The 12896-nt window shown below is 52.0% G+C and carries 12 protein-coding genes; 6 read left to right on the top strand and 6 right to left on the bottom strand.

The features are described from left to right. From VE954_RS35050 to VE954_RS35030, 5 genes are all read left to right on the top strand, one after another. Positions 1 to 491: hypothetical protein (locus VE954_RS35050; protein ID WP_324961861.1), on the top strand; the 491-nt coding region annotated here is incomplete at its 5' end. Positions 492 to 562: 71 nt separating this feature from the next. Then, complete coding sequence (locus VE954_RS35045) at positions 563 to 1519, top strand: hypothetical protein (protein WP_324961859.1); 957 nt, start codon at positions 563 to 565, stop codon at positions 1517 to 1519. 60 nt (positions 1520 to 1579) lie between these two features. Then, positions 1580 to 2743, top strand: coding sequence for an acyltransferase (locus VE954_RS35040; protein ID WP_324961857.1), 1164 nt, complete (start codon positions 1580 to 1582; stop codon positions 2741 to 2743). Positions 2744 to 2866: 123 nt separating this feature from the next. After that, complete coding sequence (locus VE954_RS35035) at positions 2867 to 5335, top strand: hypothetical protein (RefSeq protein WP_324961855.1); 2469 nt, start codon at positions 2867 to 2869, stop codon at positions 5333 to 5335. Continuing rightward, the gene (locus VE954_RS35030; protein WP_324961853.1) at positions 5304 to 7739 is read left to right on the top strand and encodes a hypothetical protein; all 2436 of its coding nucleotides are present in this window, start codon (positions 5304 to 5306) and stop codon (positions 7737 to 7739) included. Before VE954_RS35035 ends, VE954_RS35030 begins: the two co-directional genes overlap by 32 nt. On the opposite strand, the gene VE954_RS35025 is transcribed toward VE954_RS35030, so the two are convergent. The 5 genes from VE954_RS35025 to VE954_RS35005 form a co-directional block, all read right to left on the bottom strand. Next, positions 7740 to 8174 (bottom strand): PaaI family thioesterase, encoded by a 435-nt coding sequence (locus tag VE954_RS35025; RefSeq protein WP_324961851.1) that lies wholly within the window; start codon positions 8172 to 8174, stop codon positions 7740 to 7742. A gap of 12 nt (positions 8175 to 8186) precedes the next feature. Beyond that, entirely contained in the window at positions 8187 to 9161 is a 975-nt protein-coding gene (pfkA, locus tag VE954_RS35020; protein ID WP_324961849.1) for a 6-phosphofructokinase, read from the bottom strand. A 96-nt stretch (positions 9162 to 9257) separates the two neighbouring features. Next, on the bottom strand, positions 9258 to 9845 hold the full coding sequence (gene thpR, locus VE954_RS35015) for an RNA 2',3'-cyclic phosphodiesterase (protein WP_324961847.1): 588 nt from the start codon (positions 9843 to 9845) through the stop codon (positions 9258 to 9260). A 74-nt stretch (positions 9846 to 9919) separates the two neighbouring features. Then, positions 9920 to 10555, bottom strand: coding sequence for an alpha/beta fold hydrolase (locus tag VE954_RS35010; RefSeq protein WP_324961845.1), 636 nt, complete (start codon positions 10553 to 10555; stop codon positions 9920 to 9922). A 187-nt stretch (positions 10556 to 10742) separates the two neighbouring features. Next, positions 10743 to 11207 (bottom strand): hypothetical protein, encoded by a 465-nt coding sequence (locus tag VE954_RS35005; RefSeq protein ID WP_324961843.1) that lies wholly within the window; start codon positions 11205 to 11207, stop codon positions 10743 to 10745. Between the two features lie 634 nt (positions 11208 to 11841). On the opposite strand from VE954_RS35005, the gene VE954_RS35000 reads away from it, so the two are divergent. Next, entirely contained in the window at positions 11842 to 12405 is a 564-nt protein-coding gene (locus tag VE954_RS35000; RefSeq protein WP_324961841.1) for a hypothetical protein, read from the top strand. A 210-nt stretch (positions 12406 to 12615) separates the two neighbouring features. Here the strand turns inward: VE954_RS35000 and VE954_RS34995 are convergent. After that, positions 12616 to 12896 (bottom strand): hypothetical protein (locus VE954_RS34995; protein ID WP_324961838.1); only part of this gene is annotated, 281 nt, incomplete at its 5' end.

The following is a 12896-nucleotide window of genomic DNA, read 5'->3' as shown; positions in this document are numbered from 1 at the left end:
AAAAAGTTCATGGCCAGATCTGGTGCCATATCTATTTATCCCAATCCCCACTCGATGCAGCCGAACTCATGCGGCGCCTTCGTATTTCCAAGGCCCTGGTGAGTATTTCCCTCAAAGAGCTGCAGGACTTTGCCGTCATCGAGGATGCTGGCAAAAGCGAACGCGGCACACGACTGTATAAGCCTCGCGAAGATCTGGGCGCCACCATTCTGGACACTCTCAGACGGCGCGAACGCAAAATGATGGCTCGCATTCGGACCTCGCATTCTCTACTCGAAAGTCTGGAACCGCAGGAACTGCAGGAACATGGCATTGAACGGCAGAAGGTGGCCCTGCTGGGGATGCTCATCCGTATCGTGGAGCAGAGCCTGGACCAGATGATCAAACGGCAAAGTGGATCGGTCTTTGACCTCCTGGGCATGCTTTCCCAGAGTTTAGTCCCATCAATACCACCTAATATACCACCGCAACAACCTGAAATAACTCAATAAATAGCGAGTTATCAAGGAAACTCCCAAGGCGACCGATCTTATCATAGTAGGGAACCGTAAGAGGAGTCATTATGCGGCAAACATGCCTTCTGGTATGTGCAGCGACTTTATTGAGCTGCAAACCAGGCGATAAATTTGAGCCGTTTAATCCCAGCAAAGGGAAGAGCAGCAATGCCACCGCGCAGCCGCTGGGGAGTGATGCCATTCCTGTTCCCGCTGACGAAGAAGCCATGATTCCTCCCGACGATCCCCTGGAAGAAGAAAAGGCCATTGAGCCCGCGATTATCGGGGGAGCCTATCTCTATTGTGATTCCGACGAAAGCAAGCCAGGGGCCAATCCGCCCCCACCCATGACGGTCGGCTGCCGGGTCGGGAACATACCAGAGGCGGACTGGATGAATGCCGATAAAAATCTGGTCGTCATGAACACGCTGGATAATACCGTGGCACTCAGTAACGTGACCATCGCCGCATCAGGCAGTCCTTATCACTTTGTCTTTAGCAGCGATCGCAGCTTGCAAAATAATCTGGAACTGCAGATGGACGTCACGCTGCCGCAAGGCCGTGTGACCATGAGCACAACGGTGAATCCGGGTTCCATCAAAGCCATTGAGCAGCGCCTGGGCCCAGGACTGGCCCTTTATGCCTCGACGGGTGTGGCTGGCGATTGGTCGGGCATGGACCGCAAAACCTGGAACCTTTGGATGCCGCTGAAAATTCCTAAATATATAACCAACTTCAATCCTGGGGGCTCCAGCTCCGGGCCCGGCAGCGGTGAGACGGATAAAGCACTCGGCTCGGTTGAATTAAGTTACGACGATACGGTCTGCACCTATCGGATTCGAGCGACTGTCAGCAAAACCAACGAAATCAAAGGCGCCAAGCCCGAGGATTATATTTTTGAATCCTGCACCCGCAACTGGTTGCCGGATCAATGGGTTCGCAGCAAGGCCCTGAGCCTGCGGATCATGGGCGATGTCAAAAGCCGGGTGATGTCGGCGGGCGTAATCCTGCAGTCGGAACCATGAAACCGGCAAAATATGCCTAAGCCTTTCAGGTAAAATCGGCAATGGAGGTTTGCTTTGCCGATGCCTGCTCCCCTTACCAAAAGTCCCGCACAAGGTCATATCCCAGCCCTGGATGGTATCCGCGGCCTGGCGATCCTGATGGTTCTTTGCGTGCACTTCTTTATGAGCTTTACTCCCCATAATATTCTGGAACGGGTGATTCAAAGCGTGAGCGGTCATGGGACTCTTGGTATCGATCTCTTTTTTATGCTGTCGGGCTTTCTCATCACCGGCATTCTCCTGGATACCAAAGCCGACACACACTATCTTCGCAACTTTCTGATCCGGCGCTTTTTGCGAATTTTCCCCCTGTACTATCTTGTGCTCGCCCTGGTCCTGCTCGTTCTTTGGCTTCTGCCCCAGGACACGCAGGCCTTTTATAGCAAGGTTTGGGAAGCCCAACCCTGGGCCTGGACCTATCTGTTCAACTTTTTTATTGCGCGTGAAGGCGCCTGGACGGTGCCTTACATCGGTCATTTCTGGTCGCTGGCCGTCGAGGAGCAGTTCTATATCTTTTGGCCACTGATTGTCTATCGGTTGTCAGCTCGGCATTTGATGCAGCTCAGCGTCTGTCTTATCCTGCTCGCCACCGGCCTTCACTTCTGGATGGAAGTGAATGGCAGCAGCAAGGTCTCCATTCATGTCCTGACGCCTCTCCGTCTCAACGCCCTTTGCCTTGGTGCCTGGCTTGCCACATGGCTGCGCCAGCCTTCGGTCATGACCCAGGGCCTGGCCTTGATTCAGCAGCGTGCCAAACTTATTTTCATCGGCTCGCTTCTGATCAAAGCCACGATCATCATCACGGTGAAAATCCAGCCGTCCTTCAGCGAAGCGCTGGAGGCTTTCCGCACATTGTCCTGGTTGGGGCTTTTCGCATCTCTGCATCTGGCAGCGGTGACCCTTCCCGCTGCGTCCGTTCTGATTCGGGCTTTAAAGGTGCGACCGCTGACATTTCTGGGTCAATACAGTTATGGCATTTATATCTTCCATCACTTCTTCTCGTGGCCCGGTGAATACTATCACGCCATCGACCGACTGACGCAATACCTTGGGAATCAAACCCTGGCGATCGTCGTCTATGGAGGTGTGGGCATGAGTCTTTCCATCGTCATGGCCTGGCTCAGCTTTCATGGCTTTGAAAAGCACTTCCTTCGCTGGAAGGATCGGCTCGCCCCCCGCTCCTGAGACTGCCCAGGCATAAATTGCCTCTCGCCCAACCGCCCGGGACCCGGCAACACTTTCCATAACATCTTCGATAAACTCAAAGAGGAACCTCATTGGTTTTTTTTACACAAGGCGTTCTTTCGCATGCGATGGAAAGTCTGTAAATCTCTGCATATCTCCCTGCTTGTGAGCATCCTCTGGCTATTGGCCACAGGCTGCGACACGGAGCAGCTTTATGATTTGCATGGACCCAGAGCTTTTACCTTGATGCCGGAAGGCCGGGGCGAGACCCTGTCCTTTGAAGCCATGAAACTGAAGGACAACTTTCAGCCTCCGGACCAGATTGAACATTTGGATGCTTTTGAGCGCGCCTGGATTCGGTATGATGTGCCTGAAGCAGTCCTTCGCGAGAGGCCGGCTTTGATGCTGGGTTTTTGTGGGAATATCGATCAGGTCGCATGGGGCCAGGAGGTGCTGGCGGATTTCCATCTGAAAGGCAATTTCAGCTTGGAAATGCATCGCAACACCCGACCTTACTTCCTGCTGCCGATGGACCTTGGTGTTCAGCCGCTCTACTTGCGTGTGCTGTGGTCGCACCGCACCGGTTTTCAGCCGGACTGTCGGGATATCCAGGTCGGTCCAGAAGCCTCTGTAGCCAAGCGTTTTGCCGTCTTTCAGGCCTTTGAAACACTGACCTCGTTGATCATGCTCTTTCTCGCGGCCTTGAGCTTCGGCGTCTGGCTATTCAAAAGGCAGTTGACTCTTCTTTTGTTCTGCCTCTTCTCAGCATCCGTTGGCATTACATTCTTTACGGTGTCCCATCCCGTTCATTTTGCTTTAGCCGGTATTCCGGGCCTTCTGCATATCTGGAATTTTACGGTGATGCTGGCTCCGGCCGCCTTCCTTGCATTCTACTATCATATCCTCCCGACGCGTATTCCGGCCCTGCGGGTTCTGGCCTGGATCAACCTTCTTCCCTTGATTGCGGGTATCGTCCTCTTTGCCAGCGGTTATGATCGATCGTTGGAAAAACTCCGGATCCTTTTCTTCCAGGTCCTGGGACCGCAGTTGATCATTATCGCTCTGCTTTCATTCCGTTTGTTGATACGAGCACCCTACCCTGCTCCGATTCTGACCCTCGGTCTGATTGTGCTCTTTTTAGGAACGGCCGTGGATATTGCCAGCCTGCTCCTGAATTGGCCGTTCTTTGAAGGCACCTGCATTGCGCTGATTTTCTTTATGGGGACGCTCGTCACGTATCTGATTCAAATTTATATCGACCGTGAGCGTAGCCTCGAGATGGAAAGAACCCAAAGTCTCGAGGATTATAGCCTCAAACTTGCGCACGAAGTCGAGCAACGGTCGCACGTTTTGCATGTTAAGACTGAAGAATTGGAACAGTCGAACTTTGATCTGGAAGAAAAGAACATCCTGCTCAGCATCAGTCATAAGCGTCTGGAAGACCTGATTGGTCAGAAGGATGCTCTCTTGAAAAAAGTTGCTGAGATCAGCAGCGATATGCTGCCGAGTCTGACAGAAGGCCTGAAGCAGCTCTATGAGCAACGCAATAAGGTGGCCTTGCAAAACCTGAGTATCGAAGTGCATAAGATCGCCAGTCAGCTGGAGCCGGTGGCTCATTTGCATCACAACAGTGAAGCTTTAAAAAGCAGTCGGATTTGGCTCCTGGAGCCAGAAAAGCAGCTGCTCATGGTCACCAAGATGGCCCTCGGCGGCAGCCGCGTGGATATCCGTTCTTACCTGAACCCCGAGGAATTTGTTCAGGCCTTGACGCAGGCACAGCCGGATCTGACCGTGATCAGCACGGACTTTTCCAATATCCCACCTCTCCTGCAGCAGAAATATCCCGACGTTGCCACTGTGCTGACCACGCGTTATGAACTGAGCCAGCATATCGACCTGCTCGCGGATAACCCAGGGCTTTGCCACGTTATCTATCAGGATGATGAAGAGCGCGCCCTGACCCAAAAGAACCTTCTCGTGACCGTGACCAAAATCTTAAGTAATGACATCTTTGGTCTCGAAAAGTACCTGAACTGGGGCGTGGATGTGAAGGAATACATCATCACATCCAGTCAGAACCGGGCTCAGTATCTGGAAGTGGTCGAATCCGAGCTGACCAAGGCTGGCGTCATGACGTCGCATATCCGTAACGCGATGATGATCACCGATGAAATTCTGATGAACGCCATCTATGATGCACCGGTCGACCGCAAGACCGGTCTTTCCAAGTATAATCATCTGTCCCGGCGTATCGCTGTGGAATTGGAACCCACCGAATACGGCAAGTTACGCTTTGCCTTTGATGGTTCCACCATCGCCCTGTCGGTGGATGATCCTTTCGGGGCCCTGAAACGCGAAACGATCATGCGCTATTTGAAGTCCTGTTTCGATGGACACTTCGGAAAAATCAATGAGCATGAGGGCAAAGGCGGCGGTGGCATGGGCCTCTTCCAGATCATATCCACCGCTGAACTCATGATTACCAATATCAAGCCCGGAGAACGAACAGAAATTATAGCCCTGTTGAATGTCAGCGGCAAAACCCAGGCTCGGAAACGGCATGGGTCATTCCATTATTTTGTGGAAAGGTAACGGTTTGCTGTTCTTGCAGAGGTACAACCTACTCACACTTGCTGTTCTGCTCTGGGCAGCGCCGTTGGCCTGTCGGCAAGGGCCTACCGTCCCGTTGCAGCAAAGTGATCCGATCCTCTGGTTCTATGACGCTCAGAACCAATACTCGACGCCACCACCTGTCCAGGAAGCCTGGCAAGGCGTGACCGAGGAATCCTTTGATGACAAGCCTATCAATCCCGAAGCACGGGCCTGGTTTGCCTATCCTCTACCTGAGAATAAAGACCTCAGCTATTTAATCCTGACCAAGTGCACCAACGTGGTCCGTGTCTTTCAAGACCAGCAGCTGATGGTCGAGCGGACACCTGATGTGACCTATCCCAACAGTGTTCGCATCATTCTTGGCGAACCTTTCCTGGTCCTGCCGAACGAGATGCGGCCCTCACAGCTCTTTCTGGAGACCTTCTATTCCGACAGATCCGGCTATCAGCCCGCCTGTCATGACTTAATCCTGAGTGATCAGGAAATGGCTCTCTATCATTTTTTGGCTACCGAAGTCACCGATCTGGCCTCGGGAGCGATTGTCATCTTTATGGGCATTGGGGGATTCCTCCTCTATGGCGTAAAAGGCGGCCGTGTGCTGCTTTATTTCAGTCTGGCTGCAACCACCATGAGCCTCTCGTACATGACCGGTACGGACCTTGCGTATGTGCTCTTTGCTCATAAACCGATGTGGCGCTTAGTCTGGCACCTGCTCCTGGTCTTCTCGCCGATCCCGTTCTTTCTCTTTATCGAAAGTATTATGCCCAAGCGACAAAGGGTTGCATGGGCGCTCGCCCTGCTGAATCTGCTCATCTTTGTGTTTTTCCTGGGCGCCTGGCTTTGGGATCATGACGTTAACTTCGATGGCCTGCGCCGTACATACTACAAAATTCTCATTATCCAGGTTGCGATTTTTCTGCCATTTACTCTGAAATGGATGTTTGAGAAGTCGCAATTCGCGATGCGTCTGGGCGTGAGCCTCGTGGTTATGACTCTGGCTGCCATGTATGACATCGGACATCTGCTCTTCTCGGATACCGGACGCGTCCTCCTCTTCCCGTGGGCCCTGATTGGCTTTATCAGCATTCTGCTGTCGATCATGGTGCAGAAAACCGTGCAAAGCGATGCCGAGATCCAGCGGGCGAAAGCCAAGCTGATTGCGGATCGCAATCGCAAGCTCCAGTCCGAAGTGGATCGCCGGACATCCGACCTCAATCGGCGCAACAGCGAACTGGAACAGCTGCACCTGGAGCTGGAAGACCATCACGAGATCCTGGCCAACCAGAAGGAGAAGGTGGCGATCATCGCCCGCGACAAGGACGTTATCCTGAGTCGAATTGCAGAATTGCGGAACCAATCGATTCCGAAGATTTTCAACTGTTTGCAGCAGCTGCATGTGGCCTTTGACGATAACTCCTTTAACGAGCTCAGCACTCATATCAACCTGCTGGCCCGAACCCTGGAGCCGGCGGCGCACCTTTATGAGAAAAATCACTCGATCAGCAAGAAGCGACTCCTGATCCTGGACGCGGATCGCAAACATCAGCGGATCTACCGCATGGCGATCGGTGGCAGCAAAGTGGACCTGCAGATTGCAGAAAATCCACAAGAATTTTTACAGCTGATTCATCAGCATCCCTTTGATCTTCTGGCGTTGCATCAGAACTGGTTGAGCCTGGCGGCCGAGATCGTTAAAGAAAATCCGCACAGCCGTATTGTTGTCATGTCGTCCGAAGACAGTTTGAAAAACCTGACCATGATGCGCCAGAATCCGAATGTGGCCCATATCATTCCCCTGAATCTGCCGCGTTTGATGCTGCAGCAGATTCTGCTCATTCATCTGAGTAAACTTCTGACCCGCGATATTTTTGGAATTGAAAAGTATCTGGCCTGGGGTTTCGAAGTGAAGGAAAAGCCCCTGCCCACGGTGGACCAGCGGGACTTTTTGGTCAGACAATTGCGCGAGGACCTCGAAAAGATGGGACTCGAAGCCGATGGCATCGATGCCATGGCCGAGATCACGAGCTGTCTTTTGAGTATTAAAAAAGCCCATGCACTCGTCACGAACTGGAGTCCGCAGACCATCAGCACACCGCTGCAGCAGCTGCGTTATGGATTTGATGCGAGCCTTGTCGCGCTTTCCATGGACCTTCGTGGTCAGCTGTTAAGTCAGCAGGAGCTTATCGAATTCCTGGAAAGACATATTCAGGAGAGTGAAGCCGCCCGTTCCCTGCCCAGTCTTGCGCGGCTCTTGCAACTGGCCGATGCTTTGATCATAAACAGCGACGGCGACAAACGCCATGAACTGATCGTGTTGATCTTCCTGGAAAAGAATTCCCAAGGCCACCAGCCTGCCGCTTACTTCCACTTTGAATCCCGCTGATCAGCTGGGACGTTCCACCACAGCCACAGTCAAGGTCACGCGGGCGATCAGCTTATCACTGCGTCGATCGCGAATTTCCGTTTCCCAAATCTGCGAGCGGCGACCGATATGCACGGGTTGAACGCGTGCGCGCAGAACATCCCCGGGTTTGGCGGGCCTAAGATGCAGCGCCTGAAGATTCTGCCCCACGACTGCCAGCGTCGGATCCTTCAGACACAGATTACCCGCGACGGAACCCAGACCCTCACCGATAAGACACGAGAAGCCGCCGTGCATGATGCCATGGGGCTGCAGCATCGCCTCGCCGACCGTAAGTTCGGCGGTGAGACTGTTCTCCCCCACCTCGATGAAATGCATGCCGATCGCAGATTCCGCCTGAGGCCGCCAGTTCTTATTCAGTTCATCCAGTTGGAGCGAGGCAGGGAAAATACTCATCACGGCATCCTTTCAGAGAGCGAGGGTATTCAAAAGATCCAAGAGAGTGCGATCAAAATCGTTGCGCTTGCTTAAACATTCCGCCAGTGGCGCCAGAACGAATTTCCCGTCCCGCACCACGGTGGCGACAGCCTGCTCGCCTTGAGCGATGGCTTTGACAGCCATATTTCCCATGAAGGAACCCAGAAATCGATCCCGCGGCGAGGGGTTGCCACCGCGTTGGATATGGCCCAGGATACAGAGCTTGGTATCCAATCCGTACTGGTCCTTCAATTCCTTTTGATAGATGTGACTCAAACCTTCCTTCTCACCTTCCGCCACGATGATGATCGAGGATTTTTTACCGCGTGTGACACCACGTTTGACTGTATAAGCCACTCCCGCGAGGTCGACTGTCAAATCAGGAAAGACCACAGCTTCGGCACCTGTGGAAATCGCAACGGTGATGGCAATCAAACCCGAGGAACGGCCCATCACTTCCACCATGAAGGTGCGATCGTGGGATGTGGCGGTATCACGGATTTTATCGATGGCTTCGACCGCGGTGTTGAGCGCCGTATCAAAGCCGATGGAAAATTCAGTTCCACCAATATCGTTGTCTATGGTTCCGGGAATACAGGCGACGGGAATGCCATGCTCGTTGTGCAGAAGAGCAGCGCCGTTGAATGAGCCGTTGCCGCCGATCACGACCAGACCGGTGACACCGAGGTCCTTCAAAAAAGCAGCGGCTTGAGTCCGATATTCGGGCAGCATAAAGCGGGTGGACCGTGAACTGTAAATGATGGTTCCACCGCGCTGAATGATATTGCCGACAGCCGACAGGTCGAGGTGAGCGACGGATTTATCCAGCAGGCCTTCATATCCCTTGTAGACGCCGAACACATCGATGCCCTCAAAATAGGCGCTACGCACCACGGAACGAATGGCTGCATTCATGCCGGGACCGTCACCACCACTGCACAGCACAGCTATCGATTTCTTCGTCATACTTTCTCCGCACAAGCGATTTCAAGGGAGCCTCTCTTTTACCCTCCAAGTTGTAATCCTTCCAGGCTTTCCTCTCAACAGCTTTAGCTGCAGTGCCTACACCCTCGAAGCTCCAGCGTACGACTCAACCGGAAATCGCGCCAGGACCTCATAGGCTGGTGGAGAGGTCAGACCTCTGGCGCCAGAACGCCGCTTCATGAGGACATACTCATCCCAGGTAAGACGACCCCACAGACGATCAGTTTGCGCCGGAAGAGCGTTCAAAATCGAGGCTGCGTCAGCGCCTTGGAAACGGCCAACGGTCAGATGCGGCGTGAAAGGCCTGCGTTCCGGTGGAAAGCCCAGGCTTTGAACCTGAGCTTCCAAATGCTCCTGGAGGTCCCGCAGTTCCCCTGGAATAGGATTCACACCGATCCAAAGGACGCCACGGTCCCGACGGGGTGGAAAGCAACAGAGCCCCTTGAGATCCATCGTAAAGGGGGTCCAGTTCAAGCGCTGGCGCTGCGCGACCGCGAGCAGATGAGCCAGCTCGTCAGGCGGCAACCCTCCGATAAATCGCAGCGTCAGATGATAATCCTCGGGGTGGACCCATTGCACCGCTGGCCATTGCCGCTGGAAAGAGGCAAGACCTTCGGCAATCCGTGATTGTTGGGACGTGGGAATGGGAAGTGCGAAGAAAGTCATAGGATGTTCCCCCATACATCATCAGCAGAATGACGAGATCAGGGGAGTTTGACAAGGGGGTCTGGATGGTAACATCACAACGCGTAACGGCAGATCGGCAAACTTTCCGGCTTTGAAGGAATGCCACTGGTCATAAACCAACGGCCTCGGATAATAAAAGCCACAGAATCCTCCTGCACCGCCGGCATCCAATAAGCATTCGTCGACTCTGCATCAGCTGTGCCTGCGAGCATGGCGTGAGGCATCCCTTCTGGATAAAAGCAAATGCGAACATTCTTCACACCTTTGAGAGCACTGCGAAGCGCTGCTCCCTCCTTTTCTGCTTCGTGATGAACTCTCACGAATTGCATGGGCACTTGAATTTTACTGACTGCTTTCAAGCTGTCACTGGTCCGAGGCGCGTAGACCAGAACCCGATCCCAAATATCCGCACCAACCAACACCGCTTCCGTGGCAAGGGCACCGCCCCCGGAAATGCCGGCAACGACTTTGTCTCCGCGCGGGGCCAGGCGAGCAATGGCATTCATGGTCTCGACAAATGTTTTATAACGATCAGCTGACTCAGCACGCGACGCATCCGATTTACGGCCATGACCAGGCCGCAAGGGCAGATAAACATCAAACCCGGATTGAGCTTGGCGTAAGCATGTTGTCTTTTCTTTGGCTCTACTGGAGTTCAGAATCCCCGGTCGTTTTTCGGAGCATTGCAATTGCGGACCTCATTGGTCTTCCGTTTTTAATTTACGCAAGTGTGCAAGCGTTTCGCCAATAAACGTCCGATTCTTGATCACCTTTAAACCCGCATAGAATCAAGGAAGATTACGTGAAACATCTTCCTATCAATATCTCCAGGCTGATCTGGTAGGCTTTGTCTGTTTTCCTTGCCGTTGCCCATTATTATTGAAGCGAGATCGGCTGCACACAAAGAGCTGCGCAAGCTTCTGTAGATTTATTTTCCTTCATACAAAGATCAAAAAGTTTTCCTGATTTGCTCGTGAAATTATCCAAGAAGTCGGGTGTCGGCACTGTGGCCAGCAGCTCGTCTATTTGAGCCTGATCGGGTAGCTCATAACTCTTGCTTTTGCAAAAAGCCACGGCTTCATGATGGAGCTGAAAAAAGAGTGAATCTGACCACGACCAATACGTGTTACCGCTTTGCGTTCTATTCCTGGTGAATTCATTGTTGATATTGTTTTGCCTGTCGTCCGAAATTTGCTGTTCAAGCTGCTTCACCTTATCGCGACTTGAGCGGTATTTCTTCTCGTAGTTGATGCCGTCAAGCCCGTAGCCGCAATTAACAACCAGCAACATGAGGGTGCAGAATGAAAAAATTTTTGAAGTTGAGCTGTTCATCAAGGTCAATGCCTCCGTGGTGCATAAGTGCAGCCAAAATGGCTCTATTGCGCACAAAGGTTCTTATAGACTTGAGCTGCAAGGGGTTCAAGCCTTTTTATGTCTAAATTCTTAAATGTCACCGGGATATAACAAACACTTAGCCACTGTGGCTCAAGCTTTAGAAGGCTAATAACGTACAGATTTGTGCTCACCCTCTAACCCGCATAGATTCAGGAAAGAAGTCGCGAAGCAAATACGGGAAAATGATTCCAGGTGGAATGCTGGTATTTTGACCAATCCAGACCATTTGCCTTTCTCAGTCAACGGATCTCCAAGCCCTTCGGTGCGGGGGCCGTACGTGACAGCGTTGAGAAAAAAATTGAAAGTCTAGCTTGAGAACGAAAATGCTGCTTCGCAGTCTTTGGCAGCCCTGCTGCGTATCCAGTTTTTAATTATCAACTGATATGATTTTGTTGAATCGCGAGGGATCTCCCCCTTGACTCACATGCGTTACAAGATATTCGGGAAGTAAGAACTTTTTTGTTTAAAAGGCGGGGTGCGTAGGCGATCAAGGGTTTCAAGGCTCCCCTCCAATCTTCTACGTTGTGTTCAGTTATGATAAACTGGCTTAAATTTCCAACTTATCTCAAGGGGTAGAAAAATGATCGTTGCTTTGTTAGCGGCTACGGCTTTGTCCGTGAAGCCAGTTTCATGCAGCGCTTCCTCGCCTGCCTCAGTCAGTGGTGACACAAATTTTTTCGAAAATGAATTGAAGAAACTTCGTCCAGGTTTTGCCCTGGCAGTTGAGCAGGATTTTCTGCCATCTATTGTTGCGGGGATTCCCAAAAAATCTCCTGACAAACCTTTTTCAGTGGTGCGGGACATTAATAAAGATGGGTCTTCAGATGCAATACTTCTCGGGGTTGAAGACAAAATCTACAAATTGATTGCGGTGCTTTCGGACAGGAAAGGATTTCATCAGGTTGAGATAGATTCATTTGGCAATATCGATCCTCAAAAAAAATGGATGACAGTGGCTGACCCCAAGAATATGTCAGTAAAAAAAGAGTATGGAATTGACATCCAATTTTCTGTGCTTGACTGTAAGCTTTCAGCATCAGAACGCGATCTGGTTATTGCAGTGGGAAGCTTTTCAAAACCAGGAATTTTTCACCGTCTTGATAAAGGCGGGCGATCTTTTAACATAATTTATTCGGAGGATTGATGAAAAAGCCTGAAGTGGGCCCAGAATGAGCGAAGGAGGGCGTTGCAAAATACAGAAAAAACCTAGGTTGCCATTCCTTGGCTGACAGCACGCCAGGATTCTTTACATTAAAGAGTACTTAAGGCTTTCCGCCGCGATGCATACCAGCCACTTGGGGAGCGTTAAGGAACCAGAGCATATGTCCGCAGCTGATTCCTTGCCCTAACCCGTTCAGTGCCCCCACGATAGTTCAAGCGGCTTTACTCGGGGCTGATACACATAGCTTAGAAAGATGCAGAGCCAGAGAATGAGATAAACGCCGAGCTTTTGGGTAACAGCGCCTTCGGATTTGGCGTCGGTCAGCGCGGGTTTTTTAGGATGGGTCCAGCAGCCGGACAGTTCCCCTGTAAAAAACGCAAGGTCCCCCTTCAAGTAACGCGCGCGTGGATCCACAGCCCCGACTATGCAGCCGGGTTTTTCTCTTCGCACTTGGTTTGAACAGTTGCCGCTGG

The sequence above is a fragment of the Oligoflexus sp. genome, from assembly GCF_035638955.1.
GTDB lineage: Bacteria > Bdellovibrionota_B > Oligoflexia > Oligoflexales > Oligoflexaceae > Oligoflexus.
Note: the sequence above shows the minus strand (reverse complement) of the source record. Positions and strands in the feature narration are given on the sequence as shown.